The organism is Jeotgalibacillus sp. S-D1 (assembly GCF_004358665.1).
GTDB lineage: Bacteria > Bacillota > Bacilli > Bacillales > Jeotgalibacillaceae > Jeotgalibacillus.
In genome coordinates this window covers 824,051-844,761 of record NZ_SMZR01000001.1, presented here as the reverse complement: position 1 = coordinate 844,761, position 20,711 = coordinate 824,051, and the positions used below count along the sequence as shown (strand labels likewise).

Annotated in this window: 21 protein-coding genes; 16 read left to right on the top strand and 5 right to left on the bottom strand. The window is 39.2% G+C overall.

Going from position 1 to position 20,711, the window contains the following annotated elements; all coding sequences use genetic code 11:
• Positions 1–298 precede the first annotated feature (298 nt).
• On the bottom strand, positions 299–940 hold the full coding sequence (locus tag E2R51_RS04345; protein ID WP_165967138.1) for a 3'-5' exonuclease: 642 nt from the start codon (positions 938–940) through the stop codon (positions 299–301).
• Positions 941–1,065: 125 nt separating this feature from the next.
• On the opposite strand from E2R51_RS04345, the gene E2R51_RS04340 reads away from it, so the two are divergent.
• Complete coding sequence (locus tag E2R51_RS04340; protein WP_133375794.1) at positions 1,066–1,275, top strand: hypothetical protein; 210 nt, start codon at positions 1,066–1,068, stop codon at positions 1,273–1,275.
• A 114-nt stretch (positions 1,276–1,389) separates the two neighbouring features.
• On the opposite strand, the gene lexA is transcribed toward E2R51_RS04340, so the two are convergent.
• Positions 1,390–2,010, bottom strand: a complete 621-nt coding sequence (gene lexA, locus E2R51_RS04335; RefSeq protein ID WP_133375793.1) for a transcriptional repressor LexA — start codon at positions 2,008–2,010, stop codon at positions 1,390–1,392.
• A gap of 161 nt (positions 2,011–2,171) precedes the next feature.
• On the opposite strand from lexA, the gene yneA reads away from it, so the two are divergent.
• The 9 genes from yneA (at position 2,172) to E2R51_RS04290 (ending at position 11,287) form a co-directional block, all read left to right on the top strand.
• Positions 2,172–2,504 (top strand): cell division suppressor protein YneA, encoded by a 333-nt coding sequence (yneA, locus tag E2R51_RS04330; RefSeq protein WP_133375792.1) that lies wholly within the window; start codon positions 2,172–2,174, stop codon positions 2,502–2,504.
• Between the two features lie 31 nt (positions 2,505–2,535).
• The gene (locus E2R51_RS04325) at positions 2,536–3,183 is read left to right on the top strand and encodes a YneB family resolvase-like protein (RefSeq protein ID WP_133375791.1); all 648 of its coding nucleotides are present in this window, start codon (positions 2,536–2,538) and stop codon (positions 3,181–3,183) included.
• Between the two features lie 79 nt (positions 3,184–3,262).
• Positions 3,263–3,496 (top strand): DUF896 domain-containing protein, encoded by a 234-nt coding sequence (locus E2R51_RS04320; protein WP_133375790.1) that lies wholly within the window; start codon positions 3,263–3,265, stop codon positions 3,494–3,496.
• Positions 3,497–3,625: 129 nt separating this feature from the next.
• Complete coding sequence (locus E2R51_RS04315) at positions 3,626–4,417, top strand: arylamine N-acetyltransferase family protein (protein WP_133375789.1); 792 nt, start codon at positions 3,626–3,628, stop codon at positions 4,415–4,417.
• 167 nt (positions 4,418–4,584) lie between these two features.
• Positions 4,585–6,588: a transketolase gene (tkt, locus tag E2R51_RS04310; RefSeq protein ID WP_133375788.1), complete on the top strand. Its 2,004-nt coding sequence runs from the start codon at positions 4,585–4,587 to the stop codon at positions 6,586–6,588.
• Positions 6,589–6,653: 65 nt separating this feature from the next.
• Entirely contained in the window at positions 6,654–7,136 is a 483-nt protein-coding gene (locus E2R51_RS04305; RefSeq protein WP_133375787.1) for a GNAT family N-acetyltransferase, read from the top strand.
• Between the two features lie 81 nt (positions 7,137–7,217).
• Entirely contained in the window at positions 7,218–7,439 is a 222-nt protein-coding gene (locus tag E2R51_RS04300; protein WP_133375786.1) for a YneF family protein, read from the top strand.
• A 294-nt stretch (positions 7,440–7,733) separates the two neighbouring features.
• Complete coding sequence (locus E2R51_RS04295) at positions 7,734–9,491, top strand: ABC transporter transmembrane domain-containing protein (protein ID WP_133375785.1); 1,758 nt, start codon at positions 7,734–7,736, stop codon at positions 9,489–9,491.
• The gene (locus tag E2R51_RS04290) at positions 9,488–11,287 is read left to right on the top strand and encodes an ABC transporter ATP-binding protein (RefSeq protein ID WP_133375784.1); all 1,800 of its coding nucleotides are present in this window, start codon (positions 9,488–9,490) and stop codon (positions 11,285–11,287) included. The genes E2R51_RS04295 and E2R51_RS04290 overlap by 4 nt, the downstream gene beginning before the upstream one ends.
• Positions 11,288–11,393: 106 nt before the next feature.
• On the opposite strand, the gene E2R51_RS04285 is transcribed toward E2R51_RS04290, so the two are convergent.
• Positions 11,394–11,585, bottom strand: coding sequence for an aspartyl-phosphate phosphatase Spo0E family protein (locus tag E2R51_RS04285; protein ID WP_133375783.1), 192 nt, complete (start codon positions 11,583–11,585; stop codon positions 11,394–11,396).
• A gap of 291 nt (positions 11,586–11,876) precedes the next feature.
• On the opposite strand from E2R51_RS04285, the gene E2R51_RS04280 reads away from it, so the two are divergent.
• Positions 11,877–12,584 carry a cytochrome c biogenesis CcdA family protein gene (locus E2R51_RS04280; protein WP_133375782.1) on the top strand — a complete coding sequence of 236 codons (708 nt, stop codon included), beginning with the start codon at positions 11,877–11,879 and terminating at the stop codon, positions 12,582–12,584.
• 129 nt (positions 12,585–12,713) lie between these two features.
• Entirely contained in the window at positions 12,714–13,196 is a 483-nt protein-coding gene (locus E2R51_RS04275; protein ID WP_133375781.1) for a CcdC family protein, read from the top strand.
• Positions 13,197–13,228: 32 nt separating this feature from the next.
• Here the strand turns inward: E2R51_RS04275 and E2R51_RS04270 are convergent, their stop codons facing one another.
• Complete coding sequence (locus E2R51_RS04270; RefSeq protein ID WP_133376325.1) at positions 13,229–13,657, bottom strand: DUF2621 family protein; 429 nt, start codon at positions 13,655–13,657, stop codon at positions 13,229–13,231.
• A 169-nt stretch (positions 13,658–13,826) separates the two neighbouring features.
• Positions 13,827–13,976 (bottom strand): hypothetical protein, encoded by a 150-nt coding sequence (locus tag E2R51_RS19735; protein ID WP_165967137.1) that lies wholly within the window; start codon positions 13,974–13,976, stop codon positions 13,827–13,829.
• 236 nt (positions 13,977–14,212) lie between these two features.
• On the opposite strand from E2R51_RS19735, the gene E2R51_RS04265 reads away from it, so the two are divergent.
• The 4 genes from E2R51_RS04265 (at position 14,213) to E2R51_RS04250 (ending at position 20,709) form a co-directional block, all read left to right on the top strand.
• Complete coding sequence (locus E2R51_RS04265; RefSeq protein ID WP_133375780.1) at positions 14,213–15,352, top strand: exonuclease SbcCD subunit D; 1,140 nt, start codon at positions 14,213–14,215, stop codon at positions 15,350–15,352.
• Between the two features lie 2 nt (positions 15,353–15,354).
• Positions 15,355–18,486: an AAA family ATPase gene (locus E2R51_RS04260; protein ID WP_133375779.1), complete on the top strand. Its 3,132-nt coding sequence runs from the start codon at positions 15,355–15,357 to the stop codon at positions 18,484–18,486.
• A gap of 114 nt (positions 18,487–18,600) precedes the next feature.
• The gene (locus tag E2R51_RS04255; protein WP_133375778.1) at positions 18,601–19,179 is read left to right on the top strand and encodes an SCO family protein; all 579 of its coding nucleotides are present in this window, start codon (positions 18,601–18,603) and stop codon (positions 19,177–19,179) included.
• A gap of 93 nt (positions 19,180–19,272) precedes the next feature.
• Complete coding sequence (locus tag E2R51_RS04250) at positions 19,273–20,709, top strand: phospholipase D family protein (RefSeq protein WP_133375777.1); 1,437 nt, start codon at positions 19,273–19,275, stop codon at positions 20,707–20,709.
• Positions 20,710–20,711: the final 2 nt, after the last annotated feature.

Below are 20,711 nucleotides of genomic sequence, written 5' to 3'. Positions count from 1 at the left end.
TGATTATTTTGAAATACATAGAGCTGAGCATTGCTGGAATAGATCAATTTAATAATAACTTAAGCCCTTAGATATGATGGTCTAAGGGCATTTTTAGTATTGGGAGAAGTGGGTGCTGCTAATTTCACCATCTCCTTAATCGTACTTTTTTGGTGCGGAACCTTTTAATTTTAGCGTCTTCCTCAAACTTTCTCCTTGCTTCAAAAAACAAAGTCCGCATATTAAACAACTCCTTTATATGGTCTCTTACATACTATTTTTACGTTTTCAGATAATTTAAACTTCGAATTAAATTTTTCTATTTTCTTGCACCGAATGGCCCAGTTTTTACATAATTACGGTTGGGATTTTTGCTGCTTTTAGCGCCGGAAGCAGGCTGGTAGCCGCCTGGGTATAATCTTCCGTCCCGTACGCCGATTTTTGCCTGCACTTCATTTAATGTTGATAGCCCGTGTTGTCTGCACGCATCCATCATAATCTTGGCTGCTGCTCTTGCATCATCGAGTGCATGGTGATGATTAAGAGGGATATTGAGCAGTGCTGACAGCTTAGACAGCCGGTAGCTTGGCAACCCGGGGTATACTTTTTTCGCTATCATATAAGTACAACTATACGTAAGCTGAGGGTATGGTTCTCCCATTCTGTCGAGGCTTGCCCGCAGAACACTCATATCAAAACTCGCATTATGAGCAATAATGATATTACCACTTAGCTGGGATTCTAATTCCGGCCAATACTCAGAAAATGTAGGAGCATTTTCAACGTCCTGCGGGTAGATGCCATGAACTGCAATATTTCTGCTGTCGAAATTCTGAAGAGGATTAATTAACGAGTAGAATTCTTCTGTGATTACTCCATCGTCAACTTTAACAACACCAACTGAACATACACTGTTCCGGCTGCTGTTAGCTGTTTCGAAATCGATCGCTGCAAATTTCACTCTGTATACCTCCTTAAAAATATAGTCACAAACTTTCAGACTGATAGGATAATATTATGTCACTGTAATGGTACAATGGAAATGGAGAAATAATGAAGCTTTTATTTTTACAGGGAGTTGGGTTTATGTCTGAAGAAAGTCCTTATGATAAATACAGGCTGATTAAGCTGCTGATTACCGTTATAGCAGCGCTTGCCGTTCAAACCATTGTCTTAAAATTTATTAGCACTGAGTTGAGTGGGTTTCTGGAGTTTATCCTCTACGCAATAATTTTTACGATAATGTACGGCTTATTGTTCAGCATTAATTTTAAACGTACAGATAAGCAAAAATAAGATACAAGGAAGAGCACATGGATGATGTCCGTGTGCTCTTTTTATGTATATCTATTGGACAAGCAGAATAGGCTTAAAAATGATTGAAAACCGGCTGGTATACCGGTTTTCAATTTAGTGGACCTGTCTGTAAACACCGATTACTTTTCCTAATATACTCACAGAATTTAATATGATAGGTGCCATTGAGGAGTTTTCGGGCTGCAGCCTGACGTGGTTCTGTTCTTTAAAAAAACGCTTGACTGTTGCTTCGTCCTCATCCGTCATAGCTACAACAATTTCGCCGTTATTAGCAGACTGCTGCTGCTTTACAATAACATAATCTCCATTTAAGATACCCGCTTCAATCATTGAGTCTCCCATGATTTCGAGCATAAAAACGGCTTCATCTGAAGAGGCAAGACGTTCTGGCAATGGAAAATATTCCTCAACATTCTCAATTGCAGTAATCGGGGAACCGGCGGTTACTTTACCAACTAACGGTACATTGACCACGCGCTGAGTTGGAATAGCTTCCTCGTCCAAATTCATTACTTCAATTGCTCTCGGTTTTGTTGGATCCCGTCGAATGAGTCCTTTGCTTTCCAATCGGGCCAGGTGCCCATGAACCGTTGAACTTGAAGCCAAACCAACAGCCAGTCCAATTTCACGGACAGAAGGCGGATAGCCCTTATCCCGAACTTCTCTTTTAATAAAATCAAGTATATCAAGTTGTCTTTTAGATAATTTCTTCATGGGTGCACCTCTCTTTTCAGTATCCAAATCTTACCGTAATTATAGCATGTGTTTTCCAAAAATACAAACATAAGTTCGAATTTTTCCCTTGACCCAAAACAGGTGTTCTGTTTATACTTAAATCAAATAATACGAACAAGCATTCGATTGGAGGAAGTAAAATGTCAAATTTGGTTAGTAAATATTCATTTGTTATTTTATTTATTGTGGTGACCCTGGCCTTTGGGTTATATTTAACTTTTTCCCTCGCAGATGAACAGCAGGAAAGTTTTATAAATGTGGAAGTCGAGCAGGGAGATTCGCTTTGGAGTCTATCTAAGGAATATTCAGAATCATTGTCGATGTCTGAAAAAGCATTTATCGAATGGGTAACAGCCGAAAATAATCTGGCTTCTTATTCAATTTATGAAGGCGAACAATTAGTCCTTCCTATAACTGAACAGGACAAAGAAAAATTTTTGCAGGATGATGTTCAATTAGCATCCGAAAATTGATTACATTTATGATAATGAGGTGGCAGTGTCGATGAATGTTATAATCTACTGCCGGGTAAGTACGGATAAGGAATCACAGGAAACTTCTTTAATTCGCCAGGAAGAAGAACTGCTTGACCTCGCTTCCCGAAATGGTTTTACAGTAGTTGAAAAAATAATAGAGCAGGCAAGCGGTTTTGATCTTGATCGGGAAGGTGTTTTCAAAATGCTTGAACTGATTCAGCATAATGAAATTAATGGTTTGCTGATACAGGACGAAACAAGAATTGGCAGAGGCAACGCAAAAATTGCGCTGTTGCATAATCTAATGAAGGAAAATATCCGTATTTTTTCGGTAAGTCATAATGGTGAATTACAGCTTTCGGAATCTGATACCATGATTTTACAAATTGTCAGTATGGTAGAAGAGCATCAGAGAAAACTGCATAACTTAAAAATCAAACGCGGTATGAAGAGAGCTGTAGACAGAGGGTTCCGACCGGAGAAAAACTTAAAAAACAGAGGCAACAAAGAGGGCAGGGAGAAGATCATTGTTCCTATAGAAGAAATTCTGCGATTGCGAAAAAACGGACTGACGTTTCACGATATTGCCGCGACATTAAGGGGATTAGGCCATGATGTTTCGAAAGCAACAGTCCATCGGCGCTACCGGGATCATATTGATCAATTGCAGGATTAAATCAACTTTCTTGAATTAGCTTTCTATTTTTTGTACGATGTCTGTAAAGGTTTTTTGTGGATTTGAAAGGATGATTATAATGTTATCAAATGAAAAGATGGCTCGTATAAATGAATTATCAGGGAAGTCAAAATCAAATGGGCTAACGAAAGAAGAATCTATTGAGCAGCAGACTTTAAGGCAGGAGTATCTTAATGCATTCCGCGGTTCAATGAAACAAACGATTGAGAACGTAAAAGTGGTTGATCCAGATGGAAATGATGTAACTCCAAAAAAACTGAAAGAAGTTCAAAAAAGAAAACGGATGCATTAAAGTTTTAAGCACTAACAGCAATTAAATTGACAGTTCAACCTCAAACATCCTTAGCCAGCGAGCAGATTATTACGTTTTTTGTAATGTTCTAAGCTGGCTTATTTCTGTTTGAAAAGGAGGAGTGGATAGATGACAGAGCTGGATAGATTATTCAGACAACGGATCGGATTTTCAGAAAAGGTCGAGATCACAGTGGAAACCTTGCATGAATTACTCGAAAAGACTGCAAATTCCATTCCATTTGAAAACCTGGCAATTATAAGAAATAAGACGAAAGAGATATCAAGAGAGAATTTAATTGAAAAAATGCTCATTAATAATCAGGGAGGACTGTGTTATGAATTAAATGGTCTCCTCTGCTTATTTTTAATAGAAAATAATCTGGATGCAGCATTGGTCCGGGGGGTAGTCTATAATAACGAGACAAAAAATTGGCACAGTCTTGGAAGAACGCATGTTGCTATTATTTTGACTTTAGGTGAAAGAATGTATCTGCTGGATGCCGGTTTTGGAACAAACCTTCCGTTAAAGCCCCTTCCTTTAAGTGGAGAAACGGTTTCATCTGCTTCAGGTGAATTCAGAATAATAAAGGCAGAACATGAATTTGGAGACTATGTATTGGAAATGAAGTTGAAACACAAAGATAATATTTGGAAAACAGGGTACATCTTTAATTCTAAACAGTTTGTCCACGGTCTGTCAGAATTTAACGAGATACAGCAACTTTTAATGGTGAGGGAAGAGTCCTCTTTTAATAAAGCCCCTTTAATCACTCAAATAGCATCAAATGGTCATAAAATTCTTACTAACACGTCTTTTACTCAAAATGTTAATGGCATTATTCAAAAAGAGGAAATTGATGAAGAAGATTTTAACATCCTTGCATCTAAGTACTTTGGGCTAAACAGCAGCTTAAGGTAAAGCTGTTTTATTTAATAGTGATGCTCTCCCCAAGTGCTGGTTATAAAACGGGGTCTGCCATCCTTATTGTCTTCTGATAAAAGAAAATTTTAACCGAGATGTTTGTACATCTAACTGATTTTGCGTACAATAGAGTACATATTGAAGAAGATAGAGAGGATGTTACGATGTTTACAAAAACTGATGATTTAGCAATTAATGCAATACGTACTCTTTCAATTGATGCGATTGACCAGGCGAATTCCGGTCACCCTGGTTTACCGATGGGAGCGGCACCCTTTGCTTATACGCTTTGGACCCGTTTCATGAACCATAACCCTAAAAACCCAGATTGGTTTAACCGTGATCGCTTTGTTCTTTCAGCTGGTCATGGATCAATGCTTCTATATAGCCTGCTGCATCTTTCCGGTTATGATCTTCCTATGGAAGAAATTAAAAACTTCCGTCAGTGGGGATCGAAAACACCAGGACACCCAGAATACAAGCATACTAAAGGTGTAGAGGCAACAACTGGCCCGCTTGGCCAAGGGTTAGGAATGGCTGTCGGAATGGCGATGGCAGAAAGACATCTTTCAGCTAAATTTAATCGTGAGGACCATAACATCGTTGATCACTATACATATACTCTATGTGGTGATGGAGATTTAATGGAGGGTATTTCATCTGAGTCAGCTTCGCTTGCAGGCCATTTGAAACTGGACAAGCTTATTGTGCTTTATGATTCAAATGATATCTCCCTTGATGGCGATCTTGACCGCTCATTTTCAGAGAGCGTTCAAAAGCGTTTTGAGTCATACAACTGGCAATACATCCGTGTAAATGACGGCAATGACATTGGTGAAGTGGCTGATGCGATTGAAAAAGCAAAAGCTGATACTACGCGTCCTACAATGATTGAAATTAAAACAGTCATTGGTTTTGGTTCTCCAAATCGGGCAGGATCATCAAAAGTTCACGGTGCACCGCTTGGAGCAGATGAGACTACGCTAGTTAAAAAGGCTTACGAGTGGATGTATGAAGATGCATTCCATGTTCCGACCGAAGTGTATGAACGCTTTGAGGAACTCGTAGTTAAAAACGGTGCTAAAGAAGAAAATGATTGGAATAACCGTTTCTCTTCTTATAAGGATGCTTATCCTGAGCTTGCACAGGAACTGACAGATGCTATTGAGGGTACATTGCCTTCTGATTGGGAGTCAACTTTACCTGTATTTGAGGAAGGAAAAAGTCTTGCAAGCCGCGCTTCTTCGGGTGAAGCCGTAAATGCTCTTGCAAAATCACTGCCGACATTATTTGGCGGTTCTGCTGATTTAGCCGGTTCAAATAATACCATGATGAAAGAAGAAAAGGATTTTACTCCTGAAACACCGGAAGGCCGTAACATCTGGTTTGGGGTACGTGAATTTGCAATGGGCGCAGCCCTCAATGGCATGGCGTTGCATGGCGGTTTACACGTATATGGCGGTACATTCTTTGTATTCAGTGATTATGTGCGTCCTGCTGTACGTTTATCAGCATTGATGGGAGTGCCGGTAACGTATGTGTTTACTCATGACAGTATTGCTGTAGGGGAAGACGGACCAACTCATGAACCAATTGAACAGCTGCCATCGCTTCGTGCAATGCCGAACCTGTCCGTTGTACGTCCGGCGGATGGCAACGAAACAGCTGCAGCATGGCGATTATCTATTGAAGCAACGGACCATCCGACAGCTTTAGTTCTAACCCGTCAAAATTTGCCTACCCTTCCTGGAACAGACAAGAATGCTTATGAAGGTGTTAAAAAAGGCGCTTATATTGTGTCACCTGCTCAAAAGGAAACAGCTGACGCATTAATATTAGCTACCGGTTCAGAAGTAAGTCTTGCATATGAAGCACAACAGGCATTGCAAAAAGAAAATATTGATGTAGCGGTTGTATCTATGCCTTCTTGGGACCGATTTGAAAAGCAGTCGAAAGAATATAAAGAATCCGTTTTACCAAAAACGGTTAAAAAGAGACTGGGAATCGAAATGGCAGCTCCGCTTGGCTGGGAAAGATATACTGGAGATGAAGGCGATGTGCTGGGTATCACAACCTTTGGTGCTTCCGCTCCAGGTGGAACAGTCTTAAAAGAGTATGGATTCAGTGTAGAAAATGTTGTTGCACGCGTTAAAACACTCTTAGGATAGCAAGTATAAAAAGCTGAAGGCAATCGTCTTCAGCTTTTTATATGATGGCAAAGGAGTAAAAACGAATGGTTGAGCTTCAATTGATTAAGCGTGAAAACTACTTGAGTTTCATTCATTTATTAAAACTTGCCGATGACGATGAACAGGCAATCCAATCTTATCTGTATAATGGGACATTGTATTCAATTCATTGGAATAATGCCTCAGTAGGTGTTGTCCTCCTTCAGTCGGGAGCCAATTCTGATCTTGAGATTAAAAATATCGCTCTTGAAGAAGCCTTCAGAGCAAAGGGGATCGGAAAGGTGGTCCTTCAGTTAGTTGTTGACCTTGCAAAAAGCTCCTCTTATAAAACTGTCAGGGTGGGCACTGCCAACTGCAGTATTGGAAATATCATCTTTTATCAGAAATGCGGATTTAGAATGAAAGAGATAAAAAGAGATTTCTTTGCCGGATATAACCCGTCAGTCATCGAGAATGGTATAATAGGGTTAGATATGATTGTCTTTCAAATGGATTTGGACAAAAGTGGACAAGTCACTAAATCATGAGAGCAATTAGAAATAAATCATTGTATAATATGAAGTGTTCTTGTACACTTTTATAGAGAGAAATGATAGGAGGAAAGAAAGATGGAATTATGGCTTGCGATTGTACTGATAGTCGTAGCTTTGCTAGCAGGTGTTGCGCTTGGATTCTTCATCGCCCGTAAATACATGATGACGTATCTTAAGAAAAATCCACCGATCAATGAGCAAATGCTTCGAATGATGATGATGCAGATGGGAATGAAACCATCCCAAAAGAAAATTAACCAAATGATGAGTGCGATGAATAAACAGCAAACTAAATAATAGGCATTAAAATGCTGAAGTTTAAGTGATTGCAGATAAAATACTGGAAAATTAAAAGTGAAAAGACTTTTATTTTTCTGGTTTATCTTTCATCGAACGATATAAAACCACTTTTTTATGGGAGACCATTAAAAAAGTGGTTTTTTGTTTTCTGGTAAAAAAGATTTATTAGGTAAGAGATTATCTATGCAAAATAAGGAAAAATAAGCCTTCTCTCTTATATTATAATTTGGTACAATATGGGGGTTGTAATAGGTTTTCGGTAACTTTTATCACAGAAAGAAAGGTGACGCCATGAGAGTGTTTATGTATTTGATGTGGTTTTTTAAGCAGGAAAAAAAAGCTTATCTGACTGGAGTTGGCTTGCTTTTGATTGTGGCGATGCTGCAGCTGGTACCGCCCAGATTGATCGGGATAGTCGTAGATGCCATCGATACGAATACGCTTACTGCATCGGAACTTGTAAAGTGGATGGCCATTCTTTTGATCTCGGCAATCGCTATGTATATCTTAAGATATATCTGGAGGATTATGATTTTTGGTTCTGCTGTAAAATTAGCCAGACAGCTGAGAGCAGACCTTTACAAACACTTTACCCATATGTCGGCACAATTTTATCAAAAAAGACGGGTAGGGGACCTGATGGCCCACGCCACAAATGACTTATCGGCTATACAACAAACAGCTGGTGCAGGGGTTTTAACGCTTGTGGATTCACTTGCAACAGGATTATTTGTTGTGGCAGCGATGGCGATTACAATCGATTGGAAACTTACATTAATCGCACTTATTCCAATGCCGTTCATGGCAATTATGACAAATTACTATGGAACTCTTTTACATAAACGCTTTCGGAGAGCACAGGAGGCGTTTTCTGATTTAAATGATAAAACGCAGGAAAGTATTTCGGGAGTAAAGGTGATTAAAACATTTGGTCAGGAAAAGGAAGACGTCGAATCCTTCCGTCAGCTGTCCAGTGACGTTGTAGAAAAAAACATATCTGTGGCGCGTGTGGATTCACTTTTTGATCCAACCATTTCGCTGGTTGTTGGAGCTTCTTATTTTCTTTCGCTATTTTTTGGCGGACAAATGGTAGTGGCAGGGGAACTGTCAATTGGCCAATTAATCTCTTTTACAACTTACTTAGGTCTATTGGTGTGGCCAATGCTTGCGTTTGGCTGGCTGTTTAATATCGTTGAGCGGGGTCGGGCGTCCTATGAGCGTGTGGAACAATTAATGAACCACCCGGTAGATATTCTTGAAAAAGAAGATGCGGTTAGAACATCCCCTCAAGGAGATATACAGCTGAGCATTGAGGAATTTTCATTTCCAGGAGATAATGCCTTCGAATTAAATCAGGTTGACTTTACGGTTGCCAGAGGGGAGACGCTTGGTATTGTGGGGCGCACGGGTTCAGGTAAGACCACGCTATTAAAACTATTAATGAGAGAGTTTGACGGCTATTCCGGATCAATTAAAATTGATTCCATTCCGATTGAAAATTATTCTTTAAAAGCACTGCGGTCAGCTATCGGTTATGTTCCTCAAGACCATTTTTTATTTTCAGCGAGCATCCGTGAAAATATCGCGTTTACGAATCCTGTTATTTCACTCGAAGAAGTAGAGAAAGCATCGGCGCTGGCACATGTTCATCCCGATATTCTCGGCTTCACATACGGCTATGATACTGTGGTTGGAGAAAGAGGGGTATCCCTTTCAGGGGGACAGAAGCAGCGGATATCCATAGCAAGAGCCCTCTTAATGAATCCGGAAGTTTTACTGCTGGATGATTCATTATCAGCGGTAGATGCAAAAACGGAAGAAGCTATTCTGGCTTCATTAAAAGAAACCCGGCAAGGGAAAACAACCCTTATTACTTCCCATCGTTTAAGTGCTGTACAGCATGCAGAGCAGATCATAGTTTTAGATAAAGGAAAGTTAGTAGAAAAGGGAACGCATGAGCAGCTGATGGAAAAACAGGGCTGGTATTACAGCATGTATATTCGTCAGCAGCTTGAAGACTTAGTAGAGCAGGGGGGACATGCAGAATGAACGAAGAAAAACAGCCCGTCCTCACTGGCCGCGATCAGTGGAATGTTCTTATCCGGCTGCTCAGGTATACGGCACCATTTAAGAAATCCATCCTAATTGCTTTTTGTTTATTGCTGCTTATGACGATTGGGGATGTTATCGGACCAATTTTAATTAAAGTGTTTATCGATGATTTTTTAACTCCCCGGTCCTTTCCATTTGAACCATTAATGACACTGGCAGCAGCTTACATAACGATTCAAATTGGAAATATTTTCATCACTTATTTTCAATTAATGAAATTTCAGGAAATCGCGCTAAAAATAATTCAGCAGCTGCGTGTGGATGTTTTCTCACGGGTGCAGACACTGGGGATGCGTTATTTCGATCATACACCTGCCGGATCGATTGTATCAAGAGTGACAAATGATACAGAAGCGATTAAAGAAATGTTTGTCAGTGTACTTGTCGGATTCATTCAAAGTACAGTGTTGGTGGTTGGGATCTTTGCTGCCATGTTTATCTTAAATGTACGACTGGCTTTATTTTGTCTTGTGATACTGCCTATTATTTTTATTATAATGAAAACCTACCGAAAATACAGTTCAGTATTTTATCAGGATTTACGTGAGCGGCTAAGCCAATTAAATGCCAGGCTTGCTGAATCGATCTCCGGGATGACCATGATCCAGGCTTTTCGCCAGGAAAAAAGAATGCAGCAGGAGTTTGGTATTACAAACCAGCTTCATTTTAATGCAGGGATGAAGAATATTAAAATTGACGGACTGCTGCTTCGCCCTGCAATCGATCTTGTGTATGCTTTGGCTTTATTGATCGTGTTAAGCTTTTTCGGTATCACCTCTTTTAATGCAGCAGGAGGAATAGAAATTGGGGTGCTGTATGCATTTATCAGTTATCTTGATCGTTTTTTTGAGCCAATCAACCAGGTGATGCAGCGTCTGTCTATTTTTCAGCAGGCCATTGTGGCGGCATCGAGAGTATTTAAACTATTGGATGAAAAAGAGACTGCGCCAAACCAACTGGAAACATCAAACCGGAGCATTGCAGCAGGTGAAATCGAGTTTAAACAGGTCACCTTCTCGTATGACGGTAAACAGGATGTGTTAAAAAATATATCCTTTAAAGCCAAACCGGGGGAGACAGTTGCTTTGGTGGGGCATACAGGGAGCGGAAAAAGCTCTATTATAAATTTGCTCATGCGGTTTTATGAGTTTAAACATGGAGAGATATTAATCGACGGAGCTTCAATAAAGAATTATCACAAAGATGTACTGCGCGAGAAAATCGGGCTGGTATTACAGGATCCATTTTTATTCTATGGAACTGTAGAAAGCAATATAAAATTATATGATGAGACGATATCAACTGAGGATGTAAAATCAGCAGCTCAATTTGTACAGGCCCACAGCTTTATTGAAAAGCTGCCTGATCAGTATGAGCATCGGGTAGTGGAAAGAGGGGCTACATTTTCTAGCGGTCAAAGGCAGCTGATCGCATTTGCCCGAACAATTGCAGCTAATCCAAAAATGCTGATATTAGACGAAGCGACAGCGAACATTGATACAGAAACTGAAGAAGCAATTCAAGTGGCACTGGATCGTATGCGTAAAGGAAGAACAACGATTGCCATCGCCCACCGATTATCCACCATCCAGGATGCAGAGCAAATATTGGTTCTTCATCAAGGAGAGATTGTGGAAAGGGGAAATCACCAGGAGTTACTGAAACTAAGAGGACTGTATCATAAAATGTACTTGCTGCAAAATGGGATACCCGATGAGCAGGAAATCAGTTAACCAACATAAAATATACACCTGGAAATTCAAAAGGACCGGCAAAATTGCCGGTCCTTTTTATTGTTCAGTTGATCTTCTTGAGCGTCGAATTGTATAATTACACCGATTACGCTTGAATAAAAGAAGTCGGAGCAGTTGTATTATTAGTAAATAAACGATCATAACGATTAAGCAAATCATCTAATTCCTGAGAATATTGAACTGCTAAAGGTGAAGTGAGACCTTCTTTGGCCACTACATAGATCAGTACTTGTCTTTTCTTTTCAATTTGATTGAGCAGTCGGTACTGGTCAGCCATATAGGTTGTCCTTTCGATGAGTAATTAACTGTTCAATCACTCATACAGTTTTTGTCATTCCTGTAACTTGTAGTCTAGTATACAAAAGAATCTGGTAGATTTCAAAACAAAATTGCGCAGATGAGAAATTTTTTTCGATTATGACAATTTCCATTTATGGAAGTAAGTAATTGGAAAACTGACTGTCACAAAATGTTCTGAAGTGGTCTAGTGCTAATCAGGGGCAATGTCTGATAAAATAGGAATAGCGTACAGTTACATTGGAAAGAAAATTTTTTAGGAGGAATAATCTTGACCGATATAAATATCTTTTTAGCTTTTGCTGCTGGGTTTTTAAGTTTTATTTCTCCATGTGTTTTACCATTATACCCAGCTTTCTTATCCTACATAACAGGCATGTCGGTAAAAGATTTGTCCAGGGAAAATGGCATGATGCAAAAGCAAAGCCTTCTCCATACGATGTTTTTTCTTTTAGGTTTCTCGTTAATTTTTATAGCGCTTGGCTTTGCAACTACCTGGGTTGGCGAATTTTATGTTACCTACAAGGATCCGATCAGGCAGCTTGGAGCAATCTTAATTGTTATATTCGGTCTGATGACCGTTGGAATCTTTTCACCTGAATTTATGATGAAAGAGCGCAGGTATGAATTTAAGAGCCGGCCTTCAGGATACCTTGGATCATCGTTAATTGGCTTGGCTTTTGCTGCTGGCTGGACACCCTGCATGGGACCGATATTAGGTGCGGTCATTGCCTTAACAGCCAGTAATCCGGGCTCCGGAATGATTTATATGCTGTCTTATTTTTTAGGTTTTGCGATCCCGTTCTTTGTATTATCTTTTTTCCTCGGGCGCTTAAATTGGGTAAAACGGAACAGCAGAAAGATTATGAAAACAGGTGGATGGATTATGATCGCCATGGGAATTCTTTTATTTTTCGACGGATTATTCCATATCATTCGATTATTAAGTCCGATATTTGGAGATTTTCAAGGTTTTTGAACGCATGAGTAAAAAACCGGTTCTCTATTGAACCGGTTTTTCTTTGTAATGGAAACCGTAAATTCTGTTTTTACAAAGTGGACAATTTTATATATAATAGCTTTATTAAGATATAGAGGTGGAGTTTACATGCCAGTCATCTGGTCAACCATTGCTGCGGTCATTATGGGTTCAGTTGTTTTAATGATACGAATGAAGGCGGCTAGACGGCCTGTTTCAGCAAAAAAAATAATTTTGCCCCCTTTGTTTATGAGTACTGGGGCATTAATGTTCATTTTTCCTTTTTTCCGTGTAACGCCGCTCGAATTAACAGAAGCTTTACTGGTAGGAATGATTTTTTCTATTGTGTTAATAAAAACGTCTAATTTCGAAGAACGTGAAGAAGGAATATTCATGAAGCCTTCAAAAGCTTTTCCTTTTATCCTGATTGGACTTCTGGTTATTCGAATTATTATGAAGCTGGTTCTCAGCTCTACGATCGATGTCGGAGCATTAAGCGGTATGTTTTGGATACTGGCTTTTGGTATGATTGTTCCATGGAGAATCTCAATGTATTTGCAGTATCGTAAGCTTGTCAGTGTCAGGGGAAAGGCAGCTTCACAATTCGCATAAAAAAACAATCTCCAATTAAGGGGATTGTTTTTTTATGCGAATAAGTCCTCGTATGGCTGAAGGTCAATATTCAAATCGCTCATTTTTTTTCTTAAAAACTTGTGATCGCGTTTGGGGGTAGCGACAATATAGCCCCTGATAACTAAATCCAAATCGATTGTTTCGGCTTTTTCTCTTACAGCAAGTTCGCCGATCTTACCGGCTATTTTTTGTTTAGCAACATCTCTGAATAATTCAGGGACGGGACTGACGAGGTCTTCAAGGAGTAAAAGTTCTTTTTTATCCCATAAGTGGACCGTTTCTTTGACATAATGTTCTTCCCAGTCTAAATCAGACTTTCCATCCTGTTTAGGCATGCGCTTAAGAAATTTGCGAAACATAAAAAATCCGCCAATAGCAAATAAAGAGATAAGCACTACAATCCAAAACAGAATAAACCATAAAAACCAGCCATCAAGCATGGTATTCACCTCAACGTTTACCTTATTGTTGCTTCTATTATATAGGAGGCGCTGGCAATCGGCAAGATGTTGATGGATGAGACACAAAACCGACTTGTTTTTCCACTAAAAAAGGACCAAACAATTTTATGCTGGTCCTTTTCATCCATTTATCATCCGAAGGCCGTAATTACTCAATTTTTTTATACCCGAGGGAAACGAGCTGGTGTAAATTCTCGCGACGAATGTTATAGAAGTTTAAGTCGTCCGCCGTCACAGTCACATAATCATCTGCTTTTTGTTCCAATTCATCAATAAATCCATCTTCAATTTTACGCATACAGCGTCCCTCCTTTCAATGTATCTCAATGTTATCTGAAAATTAAAAATAATACATCCGCCTAAAGTATGAATTTTTATACGGATATCATGATAAAAAATCATTAAAAACAATAATTCCTTCTTCATTCAGAATCGAGCTTCTGGCAATAAGGCAGTTAAGGTGTTTAAGAGAAAGATAATGTAAACATTTGATATACTATCAACAATGAATCTTGAGAAATGAGGAATAAACAAATGAAGTTCATACATACTGCCGACTGGCATCTTGGGAAACTTGTACACGGTGTTTACATGACAGAAGACCAGCGAGAGGTGCTTCAGGAATTGATTGAGATCATAAAAAAGGAAAAACCTGATGCATTGATTATCGCAGGTGACTTATATGACCGTTCAGTTCCGCCCACCGAGGCTGTAAATTTATTAAATGATACTCTTCACAAAATAAATACCGAGCTTAATACACCAATCATTGCGATATCAGGCAACCATGACAGTGCTGACCGGCTGGCTTTTGGTTCGTCATGGTATCAGCGGTCCAATTTATTTATGAAGGGCAGATGGCAGCCGGCTAAGGACATCATCGAAATTAAAGGGGTGCACTTTCATACAGTGCCATTTTCTGAACCAGGACCTATCCGTGAAATTTTTAATGGCAGCACTATTACTTCTCACCATGAAGCGATGAAGGTGTTAATCGAGCACATAACCAATGAAATGGATACGTCTGTACCCAATGTTTTTGTGGGACATGCTTTTGTATTGGGAGGAAAAACCACAGACTCTGAACGAACACTGTCTGTTGGAGGATCAGGCTGTGTAGGAGGGGAACTTTTTACCCCATTTAATTATACTGCCCTAGGTCATTTACACAGTCCAGATGCAATTAGGCATGACACAATTCATTATTCTGGCTCACTTATGAAGTATTCTTTTTCAGAAGCGAAGCAGCGCAAAGTGGTTAAAATTGTAGAGATTAATCAACAAGGTTTCGCCAGTGTCAGAGAGGAGCCGTTAAAAGCAAAGCGTGATATGAGAGAAATCGAAGGGTATCTTGACGAGCTGATGGATCCAGCATTTTATGATTTGCAAAAGCTGGACGACTATCTGAAAATCACCTTGCTTGATGATGGCGCACTTATCGATCCAATGAATCAGCTTAGACAGGTATATCCTAATATCCTTCATTTGGAGCGAAAATCTGCACAGCGTGATCAAAAAAGAAAAATTAAATCATCCACTGTGATATCAAAAAACAACTCAGATATTGATTTGTTTAAACGATTTTACGAACAGGTAACGACAACAAATTGGTCAGATGAAAAAGAGCAAAAAATTATGTCAACCATTCATCATATTAAAGGAAAGGTAGATTAATTATGAAGCCGATCGAATTGAAAATGCAGGCCTTTGGGCCGTACGCAAAGGTTGAAACGATAGATTTCAGACAGCTTGAGAATCGGACAATGTTTGTTATATCCGGTAAAACCGGTTCAGGCAAAACAACTATTTTTGATGGCATTGCATTTGCTATATACGGCAAAACAAGTGGAGAAGAGCGAACTGGCACCGACTTAAGAAGCCAGTTTGCCGATCCTTTCCTTCCAACAGAGGTGTCACTTGAATTCAGTTTAAAAAACAGCATCTATAAAATTATCCGTTCACCGCAGCAGGAAAAGAGAAAAGCCCGTGGAGACGGTTATACCACTATTAATACAAAAGCAGAGCTTTATGCTGTTATTGACGGGAAAGAACAATTACTAGCGGGAAATGTGAGAGAGGTTGAAGAAAAAATTCGTGAAATCATGCAGTTGGATTTTCATCAATTTAAACAAATCTTAATGATTCCGCAAGGTGAATTTAGAAAACTGCTTACTTCTGACAGCAAAGATAAAGAACAGATTCTTCAAAAACTATTCCATACAGATATTTACACAAAATTCCAGGAACAGCTGAAGGATGAAGCTGTGTCATTGCGAAACAATGTCATTCATGCAAGACAAGAGAGGTATAAGTGGATTGGGTCTATTGAACCACTTGACGAAAAAGAGCTGCAAGATCTTCTGTTGGAAGAAACATTGCAGGAAAATAAACTGATATCGCTAGCTAAAAACTTAGTAGCAACTCAGAGTAATGAAAAATCAAAAATAGAAAATAATCTATTGATCAACAGGTCCAAAAAAGACCGGCTTATACAGGAAATCGAACGCGCATCATATATCCATAAAGCCTTTAAGCAGCTTGAAGAATTAAAGGAGACGTATAACTATTTAACAAGCCAGCTGGATAAAGTATCCCAATTGAAAAACAAAAAAGAACGGGCAAAAAAGGCGGAAAAAATATGGCCGGCTAAAATTGATTTTGACGAAAGAAAACAATTGGTCAACAAAAGAGAGTCAGATATAGAATCATTTAAAAACACAAAAGTTATTGCACAGGAAAATCTCGAAAAAGGAATGAATGAATTACAGGAGCTTAAAAACGCAAAGGAGGAATATGAGGCCCAAAAGCAGGAACTGAGGGAAATGTCTGTTCTCGAGAAAAAAATCACAGAAAAAACGGAAATTGAGAAATGGCTGTCTTCAATTCAGAGCGAAGGAATTAAAGAAAAAAAATCACTTAATGAATTTGAAGAAAATAAAGAAAAGCTCCTAAAAAAACTGTCGGATATCGGCCAAAAGACAGCTGCGCTCCAGGATGCAAAAGTTAAATTATCTGAACAAAAGCAGCTAGTTGAATCAAGCCGATACCGTTTGCAAACAATCAATCGCGCAGTTAGACTCGACCAGCAAATTTTTTCACAGAAAGAAAACCTGGTTCAGATTGAGAAGCATCAACAGCAGTTGGAATCAAAAGTGGATCAGGCCACCGAAACGAAAAAAAGGCTTGATCAGCAGTATATGGCCTCACAGGCACTCTATCTTTCACATAATCTTAAGCCTGGTGAACCTTGCGCAGTGTGCGGTTCAACTGATCATCCAAATCCAATAAGGGAGGAGGTTCATTCTGTTTCTGAAGATGAAGCAGCAAAAGGTGCGCAAGATCTTCAAACAGCCGTCTTGGAGCGAGACCGGCTATTACTTGAGCTGAAACAAAAAAATGAAAGACTCAGTGAACTAATGCAGGATAAGGAGGAGCTTACGGTCGAACTGGAAAGAGGCCATTTGTCATTTAAGTGGAATCAGTTAAGTCACCTCCACAATAAACTCAGCCAAAACATAAAGGAAATAGAAGAAAATATTGGAAAGATGACACAGGCCATTTCAGAAGAACAAATGCTGAACTCCAAAAAGGAGGAGCTTGACCGGGATTTAGCTGCTGTTGAAGAGCAAATTGGTTTAATGACGATAAGTGTGCAAAGGAAAAGAGAACAATATGTTGAAATGAATGGGCAACTAAAACGACTTAAGACAGATATTCCTGAAAAGTATTTAGATAAGGATTTTTATCAGCAGCAAATAAAAACGATCACATCTTCAATACAGCATTATGAAAACCGATTGGCGCAAACAGAGGAAAAAGTATTCGGTTTAAAAGAACAGTTATCTGCTATAACCCACCGCTTACATCAAACAATAGAAGAATGTGAAAAAGAAAAAGGTAGAGCAGAGGAAGCAGGCCAAAAATGGGAAAATGTAATGAAAGAATCTTTGTTTACCAGCGAAAGTCAGGTGGTTGAGTCACTGCTGAATGACAAACAGCTGTCAGAGATTGAACAGCAGCTCACAGAATTTGAAAAAAAATATTATGCGACAGAACAGCAGCTGGAAGTTAAAACACTGGAGTTAAAAGATCAGGACAAACCCGAGATTGCCGTTCTTGAGAATCAGCTTAAAGAAGCAGATCAATTGATTAATGAATTGGAAACAGAATATCAAAAAGTGTCATCTTATATTGAACGGCATGAAACCCTTTTTGAAAGAATGGAGGAAAACATTAAGGAAACGAAAAAGCTGGAGGAGGATTATGAGTTAGTCGGTCATTTATCGGACATGGCCAACGGAAAAAATCACTTGAGAATTACATTTGAGCGATATGTTCTGGCATTTTATCTGGAGGATATTTTAACAATTGCAAATGAACGGCTAAGCAAAATGACCTCCGGTAGATATCAGCTTCTCAGAAAAGAAGATAAATCAAAAGGAAATGCGCAGGGAGGTCTTGAACTGCTGGTATTTGATCAGTATACAGGCCAGGAACGACATGTTAAGACTTTATCTGGAGGAGAAGCTTTTAAGGCCTCGCTATCTTTAGCTTTGGGTCTTGCTGACGTGGTTCAGTCTCATGCTGGCGGTGTTTCACTTGAGACAATGTTTATTGATGAAGGGTTTGGCACACTGGATCCTGAATCGCTTGATCAGGCAATTGAATCACTAATGGATATTCAAAGCAGCGGACGTCTTGTGGGAGTGATTTCACATGTTCCGGAATTAAAAGAGCGAATTGATGCAAGGCTTGAAGTGGAGTCAACAAAAGCAGGGAGTACGTCATCCTTCTACTTTACAGCGTAATCCTGTCACAAAATCTACAACTTCCATGAAGTTCATCCATTGTACATGATATCAAACTTTTGTACGATGGATAAGAACTGGAATAGATTTGAAAAGTACGGAAGGAAGGGTTACATGAATAAAAAGGTATTACTGTTCATTGCAGCTGCGGTTACTTTGATGCTTTCGGCATGTGCAAATGGATTTGAAGGAAACATGGAAAGGGAATTAAATAATTTTTCGTATACCAATCAGCAAAATGACAAGGTTTCTTTAAACGATGTAAAGGGAACACCCACTTTGGTGAATTTTATATTTACAAACTGTGATACAGTCTGTCCGCCTATGACATTTAATATGAAAGAAATTCAAAGCGCCATTGAAAAGGAAGGAATTACAGATTATAGAATTTTGTCGTTTAGTGTAGATCCGGAAAATGATTCTCCAGAAGTATTAAAGGACTTTATGGAACCATATACTATTAATGAAGACAATTGGGATTTCTTGACCGGTTATTCTCAGGAAGAAATAACGGACTTCGCATTAGATTCCTTTCAGGCGATTGTGCAGGATGATCCCCAGTCAGATCAGGTGATCCATGGTACAAGTTTTTATTTAGTTGATCCAGAAGGTACTGTGGTAAAAAGTTATGATGGTATTTCCGATGTGCCAGTAGAAGAAATTGTGGCTGACATTAAAACTTTAGGGAAATAATTACAATATTCAAATGATCTACCTGCTTGTCAAAGTGTGTCGAAAAGACTAAAATGAAACAATGAAATCGGCATCTGCGCAGGAGGAAACAATTTGTTAATTAAAAATAAGCCATGGAAAAAAAAGAGATGGTACATTTTACTTTTCTTAATTATCTTTTTTTCGATTTTAATTTACCATCAGTATAAGCCAATTCCTGATGGGGTTTCCTATGAAAGTAAAGAATATGAGGTCTCGGATGTTAAATTTTTTCGCGATTTAACTTATTTGCAGGGTGAAAAGCAGGTGCATGACCAGGAGATTTTTTCGCGAGTGGAAGAAATGATTACGGAAGCTGAAGAATTTATCATTATTGATATGTTTTTAATGGATGGAAGAGTGAATGAAGACAAGGGCTATCCGGATCTTAGCGGAAACCTGATGAAACAGCTAATCGATAAAAAAGCTAATCATCCTGATATGCCCATTGTGTTTATTACTGACCCCGTAAATACAGGCTATTACTCTTACGAGGGAGACTGGCTTAAACCCATGGAAAAGGCCGGTATTGATGTGGTAATGACAGATCTGGATCCATTGAGGGATTCAACTCCATTATTCTCAACCGCTTGGCGTATGGGGCTTCAATGGTTCGGTCAAAGCGGGCAAACCTGGGTGAGAAATGCTTTTGTTGATGATGGACCCAAGATGACGGTCCGTTCCTATCTTATGATGGCTAACGTGAAAGCCAATCACAGAAAAGCATTTATTACGGATCAGTCTGCGCTCATATCCTCTGGAAATGCTCATAATGAATCCGGATTTCACAGCAATGTGGCCTTTGAAGTGGGAGGACCAATCATTCAGGATATGATTAATACAGAACAGGCGGTAATCGATTTTTCCAACAGTAATGTAAAGCTGCCTGATTACAGCGGCTCTGAAATCTCTGAAGGTGAATTGACTGCCCGGTATACAACTGAAGGTAAAACCTGGGAGCAGATCATCGCTGCGATACAGTTTGCTGATAAGGGGGATGAAATATGGATGGCCATGTTCTACTTATCAGAAAGAGAAGTAATCAATGCGCTGCAGGAAGCAGCTACACGGGGGGTCAATATACAGCTGATCCTTGATCCAAATGAGACAGCATTTGGAAACAAAAAAACTGGTCTACCTAACCGTCCAGTTGTTAATGAACTTCTTGAAGATACTGATAATCAAGTTAAAGTACGATGGTATAACGTAGTGGAGGAACAATTTCATCCGAAAATGATGCTGGTAAAAACCGATGAAACCTCAACAATTATCAGCGGCTCGACTAATTTCACTAAAAGAAATCTGGTGAATTATAATCTTGAAAATAATCTTGTCGTTCAAGGTCCCGGTGACTCGGCAATTATGACGGAAGTCGACCATTATTTTAAAGACCTATGGAATAATGATGGCGGAGAATATACAGTGGATGTTTCCAAATACCAGGATACACTTACATTTTGGCAGCGGGGAGTTTATGGTTTGCAAAAATTGTTAGGTTTGACCACCTATTAAAT